The organism is Bariatricus massiliensis (assembly GCF_900086725.1).
Taxonomy (GTDB): domain Bacteria; phylum Bacillota; class Clostridia; order Lachnospirales; family Lachnospiraceae; genus Allocoprococcus; species Allocoprococcus massiliensis.
Genome location: NZ_LT574837.1, coordinates 56776 through 77426 on the forward strand (window position 1 = coordinate 56776; position 20651 = coordinate 77426).

Consider the following 20651-nt stretch of genomic DNA (forward strand, 5'->3'; position numbering starts at 1 on the left):
GAGGGTTTTTATAACATAGGGAACAAAGTTTCCTATGTTATAATAAAAACCCCGGTAAAATACCGGGGTCAAAATACTGCCTGTGCGTTACATCCGTACTGTAACTGTCGTCATTTCTTCTCTCATCCAGACTTTACTGTCGGTTTTGGAATCACACCAAATCAGCCGCTTTGATTGCTCACCGCGGGTCGCGGACTATACCGCCGGTTGGGACTTGCACCCGACCCCGAAGATTTATTCCTTATTTTATTTACGTGATTATTATAGCGCGTTACACCATAATATACAAGTACTTTTTCAATGGGGACAGGTCCCAACTCATCGGGGACTGTCCCTAACGTCATCGGGGACTGTCCCCAACGCGTTGGGACCTGTCCCCATTGTGTCCCCATTGTATCCCTTTTACTGGGAAATTCCCCGCATGGTGAGTTGAATCCGTTTCTTCTGTAAATCCACGCTCATCACTTTCACATCTACGATATCGCCGACGCTCACGGCCTCCAGTGGATGTTTGATAAACTTATCGGTTATCTGGGAAATATGGACCAGACCGTCCTGATGAACGCCGATATCCACGAACACGCCGAAATCAATGACGTTGCGCACAGTTCCTTTCAGTATCATGCCTTCCTTCAAATCCTTCATATCCAGCACATCGGTACGCAGGATAGGCTTGGGCATCTCGTCACGGGGATCGCGTCCCGGTTTTTCCAGCTCTTTTACAATATCGCGCAGGGTAATTTCTCCTATCCCCAGCTCTTCCGCCAATTTTTTATAATCCTTGATTGTGAGCGATAACCCGGTCAGCCTGCCTTCTGCCACATCTGCGAGGGCAAATCCCTGCTTGTCCAGAAGCTTCTTCGCGGCCTCGTAGGATTCTGGGTGCACGCTCGTCGCATCCAGTGGATTTTTGCCGCCTTGAATCCTCATGAAACCGGCACATTGCTCAAATGCCTTTGGCCCTAGTTTTGCCACCTTCAACAGCTCTTTGCGGTCTGCAAATTTACCGTTTTCCTCCCGGTAAGCTACAATATTCTTGGCAATGGTCCCTGAGATACCGGAAATGTAGGAAAGCAGGGGCGCCGAGGCAGTATTCAAATCTACCCCAACCTTATTTACACAGTCTTCCACAACTCCGCTCAATGCCTCGCTCAGCTTTTTCTGATTCATGTCATGCTGGTACTGTCCCACACCGATGGATTTAGGGTCTATCTTGACCAGCTCCGCCAGCGGGTCCTGAAGTCTTCTCGCGATGGAGGTGGCACTTCTTTGTCCTACGTCGAACTTGGGGAACTCCTCCGTTGCAAGCTTACTCGCAGAGTAAACGGATGCCCCCGCCTCGTTTACAATCACGTACTGTACCTTCTGTGGTATCTCTTTCAGCAGTTCCACGATGAACTGCTCGGACTCACGGGATGCGGTACCGTTCCCTACTGATATAAGGGTTACATTATATTTCGCAATAATCTTCTTTAGCAAATCTTTGGCATGCTGAATTTTCTGCGGAGTAGTCGGCGCAGTGGGATAAATAACCGTCGTCCCGATGACCTTTCCCGTGGGGTCTACCACCGCCAGCTTGCAGCCGGTACGAAAGGCAGGATCCCATCCCAGTACGACCTGCCCCACAATCGGCGGCTGCATCAGAAGCTGCTCCAGATTCTTGCCAAAGACAAGAATCGCTCCGTCCTCCGCCTTCTCAGTCAAGTCATTGCGGATTTCCCGCTCTATTGCCGGCGCAATCAACCTACTGTAGCTGTCCTCCGCAGCAGCTCTTAAAACCGGCGTAGTATATGGATTCTCTTTGTGGATAATCTTTTTATTCAGATAGCGGATGATGTCTTCCTGCGGCGCCTCTATTTTCACCGTCAGAAACTTCTCCTTCTCTCCTCTGTTCAATGCCAGAATACGGTGTCCGGCCAGCTTTGACACTGGTTCTTCAAAGTTATAATACATCTCATACACGGATTCTGCCTTTTCATCCTTGGCCGTGGAAATGAGTTTCCCTTTTTTCACTGTCATGCTTCGGATGTAAGTCCGGTAATCCGCTTCATCGGATATGGATTCCGCAATGATATCCATGGCGCCCTGAATCGCTTCCTGCGCGTCAGCCACACCCTTCTCCTCCGAAATGTAAGCTGCCGCCAGTTCCTCCAAAGGCTTGTCCGCGTTCTGCAGGGTAATCAATGCGGCCAGCGGCTCCAGCCCCTTCTCCTTGGCAACGGTAGCCCGTGTCCTTCGCTTCGGGCGGTAAGGCCGGTACAAATCATCCACCAGCACCTGCGTCTCTGCGGCAAGAATCTGCGCCTTCAGTTCCTCTGTAAGCTTGCCCTGTTCCTCTATACTTCCTAGTACCTGTTCCTTCTTCTCCTCCAGATTCCTTAAGTAGGTGAGGCGCTCAAATAATTTACGCAGCTGTTCATCGTCCAGCGTTCCGTGAGCCTCTTTCCTGTATCGCGCGATGAACGGTATTGTGTTTCCTTCGTCGATCAATTTGACCGCTGCATCTACCTGCCACCGTTTCACACCCAATTCTTCCGTAATCTTCTGGTTAATATCCATATCTAGTTAATTCCTCTCTTACTCTGGGAAATGCCTCCGGCTTCCATGCTGCCGGATATCCCTTATTCCAAAATGCACGTTAGTATTATAACAAATATCTCGTCTCTTGGAAAGAGAGTCATTTCTCACACATCATTACTCTTTTATTCATTCTATCTATAATCCTATGCAGCCTATCAATATTGCCGATTAGACACCCCTATTATATCCCCTGTATAATAATAGAAGTGCAACAAATTCAATAAAGGAATGGGAGAAAACTATGAAACCAAAACGAACACGAAAGACAAAAACAACCCCTCTTATCTTTTCGGCATTTTTATTGGGATGTATCTGCCCGATGACTGTTTATGCCGAACCGGAATCCCCGGAAATGATAGCTTCGGCTCAGACCATTGCTGTCAGTGAAACAACTTTCCCCGATGAATCCTTCCGACAATATGTGTCCGAAAACTTTGACACCGACAAAGATAACTTTTTATCTGTGGAAGAAATAGAAAATGCAGTTCAGATTGATTTTGAGTGGGATGATTCTGTATCAAATCTTCAAGGACTTTCGATTTTTACAAACTTAGAATCACTTAACTGTGCAGGCACTTCAGTCACGGGACTTGATATAACACATAATTCTAACCTCAAGGAACTGAACTGCTCTTATACAGAACTTCGTTCATTGGATGTGGGGCAAAATACATCTCTGGAAAAATTGGAATGTTACGAGACCCTTATCTCTGAGCTGGACGTTAGCCAAAATGCCAATCTTATCCGGCTAGACTGTAATAACACGCCGATAGAAGAACTAGATGTGACCCACAACCCAGAGCTGTTCGCCTTGAACTGTGAAGATACTTCAGTCAGTGAATTGAACATCAGCCAAAATCCAAAGCTCTATGAAGTCTATATTACCAACACACCCGTGGAAACTATGGACTACAGCCATAATCCGGAATTAGTACATATCCGCATCTCCGGCACAAAGATGACTACCCTTGACGTAAGCCACAATCCCAAGCTTGCCGCACTCTATTGTTACGGTACTGAGCTTCAGTCACTGGATCTGAGCAATAACCCTGAGATGTTCGAAATCTTTTGCTATGATTCCAATATCGAATCACTGGACGTAACCCAGTTTGCCGGGCTCCGTACACTGGACTGCCACAACACAAAAATCTCTGATTTGAATCTGAGCAGCAACATGAATCTCGTGGGACTCAACTGCTCTGACACTGATTTGTCCTCTTTGGATATAAGTAAAAACACCCTGCTGCAGCGCCTTGAATACGCAAATACAAGTATCTCCAATCTCGACCTTAGCGCAAACAGCCAATTAAGATACATCAACTGCAGCAATACAACTATGGAGACTTTAGACTTTTCAGGATATACAAATCTAGAAGAAGTTTACTGTGTGAATGCAAATGTCAAATCCTTGAAGCTCCCAGCCACTGTATATGGACTGAATTGCTCTCAAAATGCGCTGACAGAGCTGGATTTGTCCTCCGCAGAAGATATGTGGCTGGAGTGTACGCTCTCCCCACAGAAGCGGAATGCATATTTTAAAGTTGACGGGCAGAAACTGACTTTAGATTTGGGCACTAGTGTATCTGACTTATCCAAAGTTACGGTTACAGATAGCCCAGACTACTCCTATGATAAAACAACCGGCCTCGTAACAATTTCAAATACATCTATTACAGATATAACCTACCAGTACAGCCACGGTTACTCGGACGCTGCCCCTATGGATGTAACCTTACAGGTTCAAAAACAATATGCTGTACTGGAAGGCGGAAATCAGACTGCAGCCAAGGATACGAATCTTGTATTCCGCATCGATGCGGCAGAAGAGACATTCCTAAATCTCCTTGTAGACGGCACTGAAGTACCAAAAGAATATTATACATTGTCAAAAGGAAGTACCGTAGTATCTCTGAAAACCGAATTTCTAAGCACATTGTCCGAAGGTACACATACCATTACTTTTGTATTCTCTGATGGAATTTCAGAAACCACATTCATGATACCAAAGGAAACGGCCGGTACTCCCACCGACACCCCCATTCCCGATGATACTCAGAATACAATCGCTCCTCCGGATAAGGAAATCCCTAAGACAGGTGACACCTCAGGCGCTTTGTTCTATCTGCTCGTATCCGTCTCGGCAGCCGTGGTCATTTTCTTCAAAGTAATAAAATTGAAGTCAAACCATCAATAACCAAAAAGCTTCCTGTCCGGCACTCAATGTGCTGTGGCAGGAAGCTCTTTGATTCTGGCTATTTTAGTATTTCGGCAAGTTCCTTTACACGCTTCGAACTCTCATATGCAACGCCTTCAAACAATGATTCATGCAGTTTTATTACATCGTTTTCATAATCTGCACATTCCACTGTCTCTGCATAATCCCCCTCTTTTCCCCCCTCACGTGTCTGGGGCTTTATCTCCACCGGAAATGTTTGAATGCTTTCTAATTTATAATCGGCAATATCCTTTCCATAACCAGCTGCTTCTTCAAATTTGAAATTTGTCTCTACTTCAGGAAAAACCTTGTCCATAATTTTATCTATCTGGGCAAACTTTGCATCTTCCAGTTTTCTCAGCATCTGTTGTATTACAGTCTGCTGGCGGCTTCCTCGTTTGACATCTCCGCCCTCCGTAATACGGATTCTACAGTATCCAACCGCCTGCAGTCCATTCAGTGTCTGCTTTCCCGGGCCTTCCAGCTTTGTCTCTTTCTCTTCCAGAAGAGCCGCCATATCCCTGACATAACCGTCCACATGGGGTACCTCCTCCTCCGACACTTCAATTTCCACACCGCCGAGAAGATCGATTACATCTGCCATAGCTTTAAAATTCACGGACACATATTTCTGTATATCCAAGTCCAGACTTTCATTCAAAACCGCGATGGCCTTCTCCGGCCCACCTTCGGCATAGGCGTCCTTCATCCGAATCGTTTTCTCGCCTGTGCCAAGAATCGTGTTCCCATAAACAGATACCAAATGAATCTTCTTCGTATCCAGATTAATGCTGGCAATATAAATAGCGTCACTGTCGACCGTAGTGTCATTTTCCGCCTTCATATTAACCCCAAAAAGAGCTACATTCAGATACCCTCCATCCAGCTCCTGCTCCACCTCCTTAGAGACTTCCAGATTCTCTTTTTTCAAATCAGTCTTTTTAATTTTACCCCATTTATTCGCAGCATAAATTCCCACTACCGCTATAAGGGCTAAAATCAACACAACAGCCACTATAATGATAAGTTTCTTCTTATTTTTTACTTTACTCTCTTCTTTTCTTTCTTCCATTACGTCTCCTCCCAATATACTTTGTCTAAAGTCCACCTCTTCACTAGAAACTTTGGTATATTTCTATAATGCTTTCCGGCAATATACGCCCCTGCCTTTACAATGCTCACAGAGAAAAGTCTGGGTATACACGCAGCTTCACCATGCCTCATTAAATATCCAGCCGTCTCTTTTATCAGCCTTGCCCCTCGTTTCGTGGGAGCCATACCGCCAAATATGCTATCGTATTTTTTATGTACCACCCCAATATCAAAGTTTCTCCTCCACTGCATCTTATAAGAGAACCGATGACTATGGACAACTCTTGCATCGGCTGCATATATGGCTGATGCCCCCTGCGTGAGTGCTCTGGCCGCAAACACGCTATCCTCGCTCAAAAGAATCCGCTGCTCAAATCCTCCCACTTTTTCATACCAGTCTCTGCGGTATGCGGCACACACATTCGATGTAAAGCACCCGTCTATACCATATTGCTCCATATCCTGCCGTCTTTTCACACGCCCTGCTGGCGGATAGGTGAAGTACCGTGTAAAGGTCTCCACCGGGCCACACCTCCCGTCGGGGATGTGTCTGCCGTAAGCCACCGCGCTTTCAGGCTCTTTCAGGGCCTCCACCAAATGCTCCAGCATCTTTCTGTCGGCCGGAACCGCGTCCTGAACCATAAAAAGAAGAATATCCCCATCCCTTTCCGATGCCCACCTGTGCCGGGTTCCTCCGTGATTAAAATCCTGCTTTTTTATTTTTGTAATTGCTATACCGGGAACTCCTTTAAAGCGCGACCCGGTTCTCTCCACCCAGCCGTCTTCCTCGTTCTCTTCCACGCTTAAGATGAGTGTGATACTTCTAATGGGATAAGATTGTTTCAACAGCATCTCCACACACTTTTCGAGGCGGCCGTCCGGTCTCCACACCGGAATCATGACATCAACCGTATCCATTCTGCCGTCCTTTCCTTTCCCTCTACTATCTGTTATAATAATTGCATCGGGCACATACCCTGCCCACAGCTTACTGCAAAGGAATTACTATCATGAAATTAAGTATTATTATACCCAATTATAATGGTCTTCGCTTTTTGCGAAAATGTCTCTCCTCCCTTGCTCAGCAGACATTCTCAGATTTTGAGATTGTCATTGTCGATAATGGCTCTTCTGATGGCAGCATTGATTTTATCACAAAGCACTGTCCCGAGGTACGGCTTCTTGCTCTTCCTCAAAACACAGGCTTTTCTAAGGCTGCAAATATTGGCATTCGTTCTTCTAATACTCCCTATATCATGCTGTTAAACAACGATACTGCACTTGCCCCGGATTGTATTGAGCATCTGATGCACTGCATCGAGAATGTGCCATATGCCTTCTCTGCCGGCGCAAGAATAGTGAAAGCCTCATCCTCTGGCCTGATTGACACCGGGGGAGATTATTACAATATCTTTGGATATGCGTTCTGCAGGGGGCAAGGGCTTAAGACGGATACCCTCCCGGACCGGATATACCCTGTATTTACCAACTGTGCCTGCGCCGTCATTTACCGCAGAAGTTTGTTGGAGAAGACAGGGTTGTTTGACGAGCGCTTCTTCGCCTATCTGGAAGATGTAGACATCGGTTTTCGGGCAAGGAGGCTCGGACTATCCAATGTGCACTGTCCTAACGCTTACGTCTATCATGTAGGCAGCGGAACTACCTCCGCTAAATATACGGCTTTCAAAGTCTTTCATTCCGCCAAGAACAATATACTGCTCTGTCAGAAAAACCTTACTTTTCTCCAAAAATTTCTTCACCTTCCGGCTCAGACTGCCGGAACTATATTGAAATACCTGTTCTTCCGACGGCGTGGACTGGGAGCGGCTTACGTCTCCGGATGCTTTGCCGGCCTGCGCACCGCAATTTGCACGCCTGCGCCAAAAAGAACGTTTAAACAATCTTTCTCTTCCTTTGTACGTACCGAACCATGGCTCGTCCAAAGCAGCTTTTTTTATATTGCACAGTATGTAAGTCGCCATCTCCCCTGCTAAATCCTTAGCGAGAAATCATGCCTGTCCAGTGTAAGATTGGGATTGTAAGCAGGATCTCCCCGCTCAAGAAACTGCCCCCATCTTCTCTGGAAAAACGCAATCTCCCGCTGGAATCTTTCTACCTTCTCGGGAGTGTCCTCTGCTCCCCTTGTCTTAGACTCATCATGATACCAGACAGAAAATGGATTATATACAATCCGATATCCCAGCTCTCCCACCCGGAGGCAGAAGTCCGTGTCGTTAAAAGCCACTTGAAGCTCGGTATCAAATCCCCCTGCCCGTTCAAATACTTCTTTCTTCACCATCATACAGGCCGCCGTCACTGCACTATAATCTTGCACACAGGTAATACGGCAGAAATATCCCGGGTCATTTTCAGCCGCTCCCAAAAAAGCATGCCCCGCCACACCGCCAAGTCCAACCACAACACCTGCATGTTGAATTGTATCGTCAGGGTATAGAAGCTTTGCCCCCACGATTCCCACATCAGCCCTCATGCAGTAAGCTGCCAGTTCACGGATACCGTCACTGTCCGCCATGCAGGTATCATTATTCAAAAGCAGGAGATACTCTCCATGCGCATACCCTGCGGCAAAGTTCTGTATGGAAGAATAATTGAATTCCTTTTCATAATGTAGGATACGGACGTTCTGAAACTTCGTCTCTAATTCTTTGTAATAAGAGAACGTTTCCTTTTGCTCACTGTTGTTTTCCACAATCAAAATCTCAAGGTTCGTCCAAGCCTTATGTTTCAAAATAGATTCTATACATTTCCGCAAATCCTCTTTATGATCTTTATTCGCTATGATGATTGAAACAAAAGGCTCACGGGCAATTCCATACACAGAGCGGTAATACCCCGGGGACATGAACTGTACATCCGCCACTATCCCGGTACGTTCATAATGAGCCAGTATGGCCCTTCTTCCCGCGTCGTAGGCATAGCGTTTGCTGTCCGGATTGCCCGCGACAGAGTCAGGATGAATCCTCCAGTGATAGAGAATTTTCGGGATGTGGACAATCTTATCCGTTGCTTCGATGCAGCGCAGGATAAAATCATAATCCTGCGAACCTTCATATTCTGCCCGCAGGTACCCGACACGCTCAAAAAGTGGTCTGCCCACGACAAACAAATGGCACATATAATTGGCGCTGCGCAACAGATCCAGATTAAAATCCGGCTTGAAATGAGGCTGGTAATACTTCCTGCCGTCGGAAGAAATCTTGTCCTCATCGGTATAAATAATCTCCGTCTCTTTCTCCTGATTCAGTACTCTTACACACTCATAGAGGGCATCCGGGGCAAGCATATCGTCATGATCCAGAAAGACAATGTAATCCTCTCCGACCCGCTCAAGCGCCCGGTTAGTATTTTCTACAATCCGTAGACTTTCCTGATTACGGATAACCTGTATCCGCTCATCTTTCCGTTCATATAAGGAAAGCCTCTCTGCCAAAGGACTTGCTTCTCCGCTTCCGTCCGACAAATATAGTCTCCAATTTCCATAAGTCTGGCTCCGCACCGAGTCCACCATTGCATCCAAATACGACTCCGGTGTCCGGTACAGGGGCACGACCACCGCAAACTCCGGCTCATATTCAAACCTTTCACTTTTCTGCCGCTCCAGCGCTGCCGGCCCCGGCATATATTTCATCCTGAATATCTCATAGGTCGTGGTCTCTCTCTTTGTGGCTTTTTCCAGACAACGGTAAACAGTACGCTTCACCCCGAACTGCTGGTAATACACCTGCGCTTTTCTGAGGCCCCGCTTCAGTTTTGTAAAACGGCCTCCTAAAATACCATGGAGCCGGGAAAGAATAAACTCACATGCCCTGTCCCCACATTGGATATGCACCCGCACCCCTCCCGGCGCACCACACATAGTCTGTAAACAGAAACCGTGTACCCATTCTCTTGGACATTCGGGGTAAGCCCGCTCAACATCCGGGCGTCTCTGCGTTTGTATCCGTGTAATCTTTGCTCTCTTCCCTGTATGATTCAGTTGAATGTCCGCGTTTTCTTTAGCGATATACCAGCCCGACACCGACACACCCTGTTTTGTCCTCTTGACCTCATCGATATGCCCCGGTATATCCTGCCATAATTCACGCAATTTCTTCACATCTATGTAAAAGATTTCGAGTAATGAAATCCCCCGCCGCTCAAAAATACGCAGCTCCTTGTAATCTTCATAATTCTCCGGGAGCGTTATCCAAATCAATTCTTTTCGCTCGGTTTCCATGTACATACGGATATTTTGGATTTTCTCCTGCCGCTCAATTGTATAGGAGAGCCGTTCATAGTCAAGTGAAATAAGAAGCCGTCTCTTCTGCTCTAAATTTTCTCTCCAATGTCCGCAGACCAGCAGCTTCTGTCTATCGGCTGCATGAAATCTACAATATTCAAGGTAAAACTGATTCTCCACCAGCCTGTTCTCCTTTTTTCATATATTGTTCCGTGACTTGGCAGCATTCACCGTCCGCCATGACCTTTCCTTTTTCCAGCCACACAGCCCTTGTACATATCTCCCTCACCTGTTCCATATTATGTGAGACAAATAAAATTGCCGTCCCATTTCTCTGCATCTCGGCAATCCTTCTGCGGCATTTTTCCTGAAAAGTAAAGTCCCCGACAGCCAGCACTTCATCCACAATCAAGATATCCGGTGTGCCAAAGGTCATAACAGAAAAGGCAAGTCTGGCCAGCATGCCAGAGGAAAAATTCTTGACCGGGACATCCATAAATTGGCCAAGCCCGCTGAATGCCACAATATCATCATAATACGTTCTCATGACCGGGCGCGGATATCCCAAGATAGCCCCGTTCAGCCAGACATTCTCCTTCGCGGTCAAGTCTATATCAAATCCCGCCCCCAGCTCTATAAGGGGTGCAATAGAGCCACGAACATTTATCGTCCCCCCTGTAGGTTCAAGCACCCCCGCCAGAACTTTTAAAAATGTACTCTTTCCACTTCCGTTCAGCCCAACCAAGGCCACACTCTCTCCCGCTTCCATTGTAAAACTCACATCCTGAAGCGCCCAAAGTATATCATAAGATATGTGTCCCTTTATCTTCCGTATTAAATATTCTTTTATATTATCCACTTTTTCCGATGCCATATTAAATTGCATGGAAATATGTTCTGCTTTGATAATCTGCATCTTCTTCCTCTCACAGCTCCAGTATGAACTTTTTCTGTCTCCTTCTGAATATCAGGCCGCCTGCCAAAACAGCGATTGCCGCGCTCACAAGGCAAAACACCAAATCTTCGGCAGCCGGAAACTGGTTTTCCATAACGATTGTTCGGAAGGTGTCAAGCATACGGGTCAATGGATTATAATATATGACCCGCTTCATATAATCCGGCAGGATAGAGAACGGGTAAATGACCGGAGTCAGGTAAAACAAGCCCATACAAAATACGCTGTACAGATGCTGGATATCCCGGAACCGTACCGTATAGGATGCCAAAATCAGCCCCACTCCCATAGCATACAAAATCAAACAGATAAGCGGGAGCGCCGCAAGAAAGAATATCAGAGTAATCTTCCCTCCCGTTGCCACAATCACAATCATAAGCGCGGCAAAGGAGGCAGCCAGATTGACCGCGCCGGACATAATTTTCGCCAATACAAGGATATATTTGGGAAGATATATTTTTTTAATTAAAGAGGCATTTCCTAAAATAGCCATCATGGCATCCGTAGTAGCCATTTGGTAGTAATTAAAAAGAACCTGCCCGCTGAGAATATAGATAGCGTAGTTGTCTATTTCGAACCGGAACAGCTTAGAAAAAACCACATATAATATCATCATCATGAGCAGCGGATTCAAGACCGTCCAAAAAACGCCCAGAACAGACCTTCGGTATTTAATTTTGATATCTCTTAAAACCAGTTCGTACAGTAATGGCCCGTATTTCATCTCCGTCCCCATCTCTTCCCTTCTCTTCTAATCTATCCTACGTGAAACGCCGGAAATATTTCTTACGCAGAAAAAAGAGGATGTGCCTCTTGCGGCGGACTTCCCCGCCTGCAAAAGACACCCTCTCTTCCTGTTATACGGTCACATTACTATACCGTTCTGTTTTTCTTCTTCAGCACCAAAGCAATTGCCAGCAAGGATACCCCCGCCAATGCAGCGAACGGAAGAACGGGAGCTTCATCCCCTGTCTTAACCGCGCCGTTTTTCTTGGGTGAATCTTTGCCCTTATTTCCATCTTCAGTGCTTCCCGGATTCTCTGGCTCCTTATCCGGTTCGGATGGCTTTTCTATCTTTTCAACCAGCGTCGCTCCTTCAAACTCTGTATCCTTTAAATTATCAGACGCTTCCTGATTTTTCACTACCAGCTCCACCACCTGTGCATTATCAGCAAACGCATTTGCCGCAACTTTTATAATGGAATCCGGAAGTGTAACGCTTGTCAGATTGTTTTCTGCAAACGCTTCCTCTCCGATAGTCTCAAGATGCTTGGGCAGTATAACTTTCGTAAGTCCCAGACCTTTGAATGCTCCGGCCGCTATTCCGGTCACCATCTCTCCGGATGGAGTGCCGTCCGGGATAATCATTTCCTTATTCACATTGACTACCGCTCCGGACTGATTATTAGCTCCAACGAGAACTTTACCTTTCTCGCTCAGTCCGGTAATAATTGTCCCCTCGTACGTGAAACAGTCCACATCCCACTCACTGTCAAACACAACAGTAAAAGATGTCCCCGTAAAGTTCAAATGATCAATATTGTTTGTATAACATACAACAATGTGGTCATTGTTCGTTCCTGCATTAGAGTCGAAGGCGTCAGCGGCCAATGATTTCAAGGACTGTGGAAGCTGTACACTCTCCAAATATCCTTCTTTAAAGGCCAGAGCCCCAATGGTCTCGACACCCTCCTCCAGAACAAGCGTCTTGAGCGTGATTGCTTTGAAGGTTCCCTCAAAGGCAGAATCGCCGATTTCTTTTACGTTGCCGGGGATTACCAAATCTGTGATATGGTGCAGGTGGAAGGCTTTTCTGCCAATCTTTGTCACCGATTCCGGAATAGTCAGACTTGTAAGTCTTGCTCCCGCAAACGCCATATCTCCAATTTCTTTAATCGTGTTGGGAATAGTAACCTGCTCCAAACGAATATTCATAGAGAAGACACCTTGCTCTAATTTCGAAAGTCCATTGGATAAAGTCAGCTCTGTTATATCATTTTGGGAGAAAGCGCCTCCCCCTAGCTTCGTAATATTATCGGGAAGAATCACTCTTGCCAGTCTATTGCCGTGAAATGCGGATTCCCCAATCTCTGTAATATTAGCTGAAAATTCAACATTTACAAGACTATTATATTCTAAAGCTTTCTTCTCTAATTTTGTAACCGTCTCCGGAATTACAACCGACTGCATGCCATTGGGAGATTCCACACTGTCCTTGAGCTGTGTCACTTCAGCATCCGGAATCTTAAACGCCGCTTCCCCAACTGTAGTAATTTCTTCCCGTGTATCCGGATTTATTGCCGGTATCACCAAATTTTTATTTTGTAATCTAGTCTGATTACCTTTGTCGGACCATCCGGTGACCGTTTTCCCGTCAAAAGTAAAATCGTCATATTCCCAGCCGCTTCCAATAAGGTTATTATAAATCGTCTCATGGTAAGTAGAACTTGCCACAAAGCTGTCATGATTTTGCAACTGTTCTTTATTCAACGTATATAATTTCACCTTCTCCCCGGCATCCGGGCAATCTCTGAAAGCATCCTTATGTAAAGCCGTCACTGTCGACGGTAAAATCACCTCTTTTACCTTTGCGTATCGAAATGCCCAGCGTTCTATAGTCTCCAAGCCCTCTGGAAGATGAATCTCCTCTAGGCTTCTTGTGGCCTGTGTCTGTGCAAACGCAGAACCGCCAATACTTTTTACTCCGGCCGGAATCACGACACTCTTCAGATTGTTGCCTGCAAATGCATTCGCCCCAATCGTAGTGACACCTTCCGGAATCGTAAGCTCTTTGAAATTTTCAGCAGCAGACTGTCCTGAACAGCTGATAAATCCTGCAGGGACTTCCGTCATTCCTCTGGAAATCTTAACTTTTTCTACTGTGAAATTCGATGCAAATGCGCCGGATCCCACTGTCGCCACACTGTCGGGAAGAATGATTTCCACCAGATTATCTGCCTGAAAAGCAGACATTCCAATTACCTCCAGTGTTTCTGGAAAATGAATTTTTTCGATTCCACTCCATGAAAATGCCTTATCCCCGATTCTCACTAAGTTTGCAGGCAGTCGGACACTTGTGATTGGTTCGTCTTTAGCTCCGAACAAACCGTATGTCTCTGTACTGTCAGCAATCTGTGTAATCACTACACCATCTGGATTCATATCCGGCATTACCATATCTGGCATAGATTTTCTCTTTGCCGCACCGGATTCATAAAGTCCGGTAATCGTCGCACCGTCTTCTGAATATGTAAAGTCATTGGCGTTCCATGGCTTCAGTTCTTCCGGCATCTGTTCATCTATAACCAGTTTCTGTGCATAAGATTTATGGTTTCCTGAACTTTCCAAATGGTCGATAAAGCTCTCACTGCCGGCCGAGGCATCGGCATACATATAGACAACGCCATATCCCTTTGCCGCTCCCCAATTATTAGGCGCCGATGAATCAATTGGCTCCATGCCGGTATTCATCATAAATACATATCGGTCAAGCTTCTCGACGCGTTTCGGAAGCTGTACCGCCTTAATCTGATTGTTGAGAAATACCTGCTTATCCAGATTCAGCTTAAAGTCGCAGTCTTCCGGGAAATCGACCGTCACGATCGCATTTTTCGCAAAAGCCGCGGCTCCGATTGTCCAGACAGTATGGGGCAGCGACACGTAAGTCAGCTTGTTCGAGCCGAACGCATTTCCTCCTATACGGATAACGCCTTCCGGCAGTTCAACGGAAGTAAGCGCATTGCCAAAAAATGCATTGCTTAGAATTACGAAATCCCCCCGCTCGGTGATTCCTTCCGCTATAATATCCGCAGGCCCATCATACGTTGTCATCACACCCTGCGGAAATGTTACAGAAGTAATGCCAAGTTTATAGAATGCTTTTTCCCCGATGCCGGTCACCTTTGTCCCATCCGGTGCCTCGGAGGGGATAATCATATCTTTGTTTACTTCCAGCTTTGCTTTACCTGATTCCGATAAACCCGTGATTAAATATGGATTTAATTTCACAACTTTTTCTGTCTCATGAGCCGGATACAGTGTTATCTCATCTTCACTCACTCCCGCATCCTGCCACGTCGCATATGTAAAGTCATATGCATCCCATTCTGTATCGTTCGGGTCAATCTTCAAGGCATATTCATGATAATCTGAGTCCGGGAAATTTGTTTTATCCGCATATTGCACCTTATTAACATATACTTTTGTCTTTCCTGCCTCTGTTTCATCAGAATATTCCTTTTCAAAAGTATTTTTATTCAATGCAGTAACCGTGGACGGCAGTTCCACTTCTTTGATTACCTTATTTCTAAATGCTCTGGAGCCAATTTTTTCAAGCCCTTCATTTAATGTCAATGTACACTCATCTTTTAAATAATTTTTTGTAGAAAATGCATAATTCCCAATCTCTTTCACGCTGGACGGAATCACAAGATTTTTAATGTTATTACCTGCAAACGCATTGTTCCCAATCTTTGTAACACCTTCGGGAATCGTAAGCTCTGTCAGGTTCGTCATATATTCATCCCGTGTGCTGCAGCCAAACGCACCTGCTGTTATCTCTGTCAAGCCTTTCGATAACACGATAACTTCCAGTTTGGGATTTGTTCCAAATGCGCCTCCACCTACATAGGTAACGCTGTCAGGAAGTATTACGCTGGTCAGATTATTGTTCTGGAATGCCGCCAAATCAATCTGCTTGAGTGTAGACGGAAAACTTGTAATCGTAGATAAACCGTTTGCACAAAATGCTTTCTGTCCGATTATTTCAAGACGAACCGGCAGTGTCACACTGTCAAACCCTTCCGTCTCTTCTGCAAAGAGCCCGTACGCATAACTTGTACCCGCAATGGCGGTAATATATTCCCCTGCCTCATTTTTATCCGGCAGCACTAAATCTTTGTTTATCTTTCTCTTTTCCTTACCGCTTTCTGACAAACCGGTTATTGTCGTATCGCTTATCAGAAAGTCTCCCGTGTTCCACGCACCTTCTCCTGCCGGCTGTTCTCCAACGATAAGTCTCTGATGCCATGACTTCTGGGACGACGCCGTCCGCTCAATATGATGAATCCTCTCCATATTGGCGAGCTGCGGGTTATCCGTATACATATAAACTACGCCGCCATATGTCTGCTCTTTATCCGGCGCATCAGCAGGGCACTCCTCCATGCCCGGATTCCAGTAAAATGCTTTCATCTCCACTACTTCCGTGTAATCCGGCAGTCTCACAGACTTAATATTGTTGTGCGCGAAAGCAAATGCATGAATCTGCACTTGAAAATCACACGTCTTGGGAAATCCCACTGTTGTCAGACTGTTGTACGCAAAAGAGGAGTTCTCAATCCACCAGATGGTGTGCGGCAGTGATACACTGGCCAGCTGATTGTTCTTAAACGCGGAAGGCATTACCGCGATTACGCCCTCCGGCAGATACACGGATTTCAAATTATTTTTGGCAAATGCTTCTGAGCCAATGATAAAGTTTCCACGTCTTGTAACCACATTCGTGACAGTGTCGTCATAGTCCACCATCATTCCCTCAGGAAATCTTACGGACTCCAATTCTTTTGATTTAAAAGCCCCATCGGCAACACCGACTAATTTTTCGCCCTTGTCGTCCACTGCCGGAAGTACAAGATTCTTATTATTCTCCAGTTTCTTAGTTCCGGCTTCTGAAAATCCCGCAATGGCCTGTCCTGTAATTGTAAACTGCCTTGTGTAGTCACAGCCATTCAGAGTCTGAGACAGCTCTGTGTAGACGAAATCAGAAGACGTCCATTCCGACGAGGTTTCTGAAGCCACAGCCACATTACCTTCATCCGTCTCGTCTGTCTCTTGTTCTCCCGTAGATTCCTCTACAGTATCCGGGGTCTCCACAACAGGAGCCTCTTCGTCCTCCGATGAAACCGTCCCCTCCTCTCCTTGGATATTTTCCAGATCAGCTGTGCCGCCTTCCACTGTCGTTTCACTGCCTGTCTGGACTTCTGCATTCTGTGGAATATCTGCCGCAAACGATGTCACAGTTAAGGACATAGCAAGCATAAATGACAGAATGACTGCTGCAATTCTTTTTTTCCTCACGTTTTCTTCCTCCTTCATTATAATCTCTTTCCTACGCAAAGATTTCTATATTTCTATTCACTGATTATTACTCCACATCCCCTACAACAGCCCATCTCCAGTAGGACTGCCCATAACTGTATGTAGTCTGATACCCGCACATCTCCATCACCAGCTGCATATATGCGGAACGGATTCCACCGGTACAATATGTTACAATTTTATCTTCCTTCTCCAGTCCTTTCTTTTCAAACAGCCTTGTAAGCTCTTCATTGCTTTTTAGCGTTCCATTCTCACGGAACAGCTCCGTATAAGCCAAGTGAACAGCTCCCGGAAGATGCCCTCCCTTTGCTTCATCATAAAGGACTGCCCCGTCGTACTCTTCCTTTGTCCGCGCATCAACAATCTTATAATCTTCATAATTTTTCTGTAATTCCTCTGTTGATATATCATGGCTCTTGTTTAAGGATTCAATTTCCATCTCTGCCTTCTCAGGCTTTGACGCGCCTAGAACTGTGGATAGCCCCAAATCTTTCATGGCGCTGATGCCCCCGTCCACCATCTTTACATTCGTACAGCCCGCCTGCCTTAATTCCCAGAGGACACGGCCATCCTCTCCCCAGCCGTCCTCAGGCTGTCCAAGCACAATAATCTCTGTGTCCTTTTGGATTCCAAGACTGCCAAGGCGTCTCGCAAGCTCTGCTTCTTCCGGTACAAGCCCCCACGCTTCATCGCCGGCCTTTCCTTCATCACAAGTAGAAAGCGCCTGCCAGTCTGTGGCAGCTGCACCCTTTACTGTTCCCAAAAATGCCTTTTTAGACCCTCTGGCATCTAAAAACAACACCTCACTGTCCCCTGCTTTTTTCAAGGCATCTTCAGCACTGATGATATACTCACCTTGAAAGGCATTCTTTGTCCCTTCCTCTGTCACTTTCTGCCTGTCCGAGGACCGGCAGCCTCCCAGTACCGCCGCCACGGCGCAGATTATACACAGCGTGCCTATGCCCGCCCTCTTCTTCACCTGCATTTTCTATCTCCTCTTCCTCATGCGCTTCCCCGATGCCTCTTCTTTTATTCTCAGATTATCCAGCACCGCCTCTTCAAGAAGCTTCTCCAGCTCTTCCAGCTCCTGTGCACTCTTTTCCCGGTCTTTCTTCGCCACCGTAAGTGTATAAGTCTGCTCCTTTATGGTTTCTTCAAGCCTTTGCTCCAGCTCTTCCAGGTCTTGGATACGTTTTCTTTTGCTCACATTCTCCTGTTCCTGCTGCCCTATTGTCCGCTTCTGTGCCTCAACAACTGCCTTCGTTTCTTCTAATGCGCCTTGCTGCATCTCCACTGCGGCTCTCAATTTTTCACAAGTCCTGTCCTGCTCGGCCAGCCTCACATGTATCCCAAAGTCCACATAAAAATGCCCACGATTCCACTCATATATATCATGGATAGTGATATGATAACTTTCATTCAGAACTTCCAGCACTTCGGGATCGCGCAGCAGCCTTTCAAATTTCTCAATTCCCAATATCCTCAAATCCGGTAGATGGTGCGTGCAGTTCATGAGAAGCAGCGCTTTTTCGATTTCCAGTTCCATGTGCGATTGGGCGTCCTTCTTCCAAAAGCAGTCTTGAAAAAAACGCAGCATCTCATCATCACTTAAATCCTCTATAAAATTCCGCCTTATCAACATATGCTCATTAAAAAACCGGGCTGACTTCATTTCATCTGCCCCGCTTACCTGCTCCATTGGATTCTTATAACACCGGTAATGTACCAATGGCTTTTCTATTACATAGATAGGATATTTTCTGATAATCCTAAGCCAAAGCTCCATATCTCCTGCCTGGCAGTAAATCAGATTGAATCCGCCGACTTCTTCAATAACCTCACGCCTTATGACAGCCGAGGGATGACAGAGGCAATTCCCCTCAAATATAAAGTGCTGTATCCAGTCTTTTTGCTCCGTATAATTCTTCATCAGCAAGCCCGACAGCATCTCGAATTCATTGTCAGCAGGATGACTATTTTCGTCAATAATATCCGAAAAAGTAAAACATGCAGCATAATTCGACGTAGAAGTGAGCAAAGCCACCTGCTGTTCCAGCTTCTGTGGCTCCCATGTATCATCACTGGTCGCAAACGCCAGATATTCCCCCCTCATCTGTCGAATCCCATAATTTGCCGCTATACAATAATACTGATTCTCTTTTCTTGGGAAAATCCGTATCCTTTGATCCTCGTATTCCTCCAGAAGCTCTAGTGTGTTATCCGTAGATCCGTCATCTACAATAATCAGTTCAAAATCCTGATAGGTCTGCATCAATATGCTATTTATTGTTTCTTTCAATGTATGCGCACGGTTATAGGTACATAAAACAATACTTATCATCTTTTCATATCCCACAATTTCCCTTTATATGGTTACTATACTAGCACCTTTCTGCCAAAACATTAAATCGTTAATTCCAATGAGGATATGTCACTTATTTATTCTATCTATATATCCCTTTTCAATGATTTCCAGAAAACTATCTTCCAGATACTGCTCCAGCTTTCTGGCTGTGGATACATTGTAAAGCAGTTTATCCCGATTCTGATATTGCACCCACGCCATAGCACACCATGTTATCCCTCTAAGGCAGGTAATACGCAAAAAGGCATCCACCCGCTCCTCCAAAGTTTTGGCCGCAAGACTTCCCGCTGCCCCCTTCTTATAACATGCTAAAAAGTGGCGGATATCCTCCCTTTTTAAAATAATATCTGTCTTCCAAAATGTTGTTGTAGGCGCCAAAAAATGCCCCAAATCCTGCGCCGGATCGCTCCAGAGCGGTTTCTCCCAGTCCACCAGACAGGCACGGTTTTTCTCTACGAGAAAATTGGTAGAATTCAGCTCCGTATTGACACAGCAGCGCGGCGCGTCTGCAAAGGACACGGTTTCCCAGCCTTCCCAGCCTTCCCAGCCTTTATCCAGCATCCGCCTGATTCGTCCGGCCGTTTTGGCATCTGCCTGAGGAGCATGTTCGTAGACGCTGAACATTTCCTCACATTCTTTCAGAATCGCCTGCCCCGGATTGTCCGGCGCTATAAATACCTCCGGCCGTTCAATGGATGTACTGTGTATTTCTGCCAGACAATCTGCTGCTTTGTCCAAGTCTTCCGTATAAGAAAGTGCCCGGCCGGGAAGGTATTCCATGACCAGCACCCCTTGCGCCAGCCGTTCCCTGCTGTCATCTACATAGATGGGAAGCGGTGTCCTGCCGGAGCCGGAAAGCTGGCAAAGTGCATCGTACTCATACTGTATCTGATGCTCCAGATGCATCTGAGAACCGCAGTTCACTCTGAGAACAAGCTTTTTTCTGGTGTCAGGATGCGTGAACAAATAGTTCCGGTTATATTCTCCCTGTGCCAGCAGTATGTATTCTTCGTTCTGTTGTTCTGGAAGGTGGAGTTTCTCCCTGTATCCCTTCCACTGTACATACTCCTTGAGCCCTGCAATCGTATCCATAATTTTTCTCCCT

The 20651-nt window shown here is 46.0% G+C and carries 12 protein-coding genes and 1 riboswitch; of the genes, 2 read left to right on the forward strand and 10 right to left on the reverse strand.

Annotated features, from left to right (window positions below):
* Window positions 1-110: 110 nt before the first annotated feature.
* A riboswitch (FMN riboswitch) is annotated at window positions 111-238 on the reverse strand.
* 164 nt (window positions 239-402) lie between these two features.
* Window positions 403-2559: a Tex family protein gene (locus BN6465_RS06435; protein WP_066732923.1), complete on the reverse strand. Its 2157-nt coding sequence runs from the start codon at window positions 2557-2559 to the stop codon at window positions 403-405.
* Between the two features lie 262 nt (window positions 2560-2821).
* Here BN6465_RS06435 and BN6465_RS06440 point away from each other — a divergent pair, with 262 nt between their 5' ends.
* Window positions 2822-4774 carry a hypothetical protein gene (locus tag BN6465_RS06440; protein ID WP_066732925.1) on the forward strand — a complete coding sequence of 651 codons (1953 nt, stop codon included), beginning with the start codon at window positions 2822-2824 and terminating at the stop codon, window positions 4772-4774.
* Window positions 4775-4832: 58 nt separating this feature from the next.
* On the opposite strand, the gene BN6465_RS06445 is transcribed toward BN6465_RS06440, so the two are convergent.
* Both BN6465_RS06445 and BN6465_RS06450 read right to left on the reverse strand, forming a co-directional pair.
* A complete protein-coding gene (locus BN6465_RS06445) occupies window positions 4833-5867 on the reverse strand; it encodes an LCP family protein (RefSeq protein WP_066732927.1) in 1035 nt (344 codons plus the stop codon).
* Window positions 5867-6805: a glycosyltransferase gene (locus BN6465_RS06450; RefSeq protein ID WP_066732928.1), complete on the reverse strand. Its 939-nt coding sequence runs from the start codon at window positions 6803-6805 to the stop codon at window positions 5867-5869. Before BN6465_RS06450 ends, BN6465_RS06445 begins: the two co-directional genes overlap by 1 nt.
* 92 nt (window positions 6806-6897) lie before the next feature.
* Here BN6465_RS06450 and BN6465_RS06455 point away from each other — a divergent pair, with 92 nt between their 5' ends.
* The gene (locus BN6465_RS06455; protein WP_066732930.1) at window positions 6898-7881 is read left to right on the forward strand and encodes a glycosyltransferase family 2 protein; all 984 of its coding nucleotides are present in this window, start codon (window positions 6898-6900) and stop codon (window positions 7879-7881) included.
* Here BN6465_RS06455 and BN6465_RS06460 read toward each other — a convergent pair.
* The 7 genes from BN6465_RS06460 to BN6465_RS06490 all read right to left on the reverse strand — a co-directional run bounded on the left by BN6465_RS06460 (window position 7878) and on the right by BN6465_RS06490 (window position 20638).
* Entirely contained in the window at window positions 7878-10307 is a 2430-nt protein-coding gene (locus BN6465_RS06460) for a glycosyltransferase (protein ID WP_066732932.1), read from the reverse strand. The genes BN6465_RS06455 and BN6465_RS06460 overlap by 4 nt on opposite strands.
* Window positions 10285-11043 carry an ABC transporter ATP-binding protein gene (locus BN6465_RS06465; RefSeq protein WP_066732934.1) on the reverse strand — a complete coding sequence of 253 codons (759 nt, stop codon included), beginning with the start codon at window positions 11041-11043 and terminating at the stop codon, window positions 10285-10287. Before BN6465_RS06465 ends, BN6465_RS06460 begins: the two co-directional genes overlap by 23 nt.
* A 10-nt stretch (window positions 11044-11053) precedes the next feature.
* Window positions 11054-11818, reverse strand: coding sequence for an ABC transporter permease (locus tag BN6465_RS06470; protein ID WP_066732935.1), 765 nt, complete (start codon window positions 11816-11818; stop codon window positions 11054-11056).
* Window positions 11819-11955: 137 nt separating this feature from the next.
* Window positions 11956-17160, reverse strand: a complete 5205-nt coding sequence (locus tag BN6465_RS06475) for a leucine-rich repeat domain-containing protein (protein WP_199882801.1) — start codon at window positions 17158-17160, stop codon at window positions 11956-11958.
* 67 nt (window positions 17161-17227) lie between these two features.
* Window positions 17228-18166, reverse strand: coding sequence for a sulfurtransferase (locus BN6465_RS06480; RefSeq protein WP_082891613.1), 939 nt, complete (start codon window positions 18164-18166; stop codon window positions 17228-17230).
* Window positions 18167-18169: 3 nt separating this feature from the next.
* On the reverse strand, window positions 18170-19522 hold the full coding sequence (locus BN6465_RS06485; RefSeq protein WP_154670210.1) for a glycosyltransferase: 1353 nt from the start codon (window positions 19520-19522) through the stop codon (window positions 18170-18172).
* 90 nt (window positions 19523-19612) lie between these two features.
* Window positions 19613-20638 (reverse strand): phosphotransferase family protein, encoded by a 1026-nt coding sequence (locus BN6465_RS06490; RefSeq protein WP_066735119.1) that lies wholly within the window; start codon window positions 20636-20638, stop codon window positions 19613-19615.
* Window positions 20639-20651: the final 13 nt, after the last annotated feature.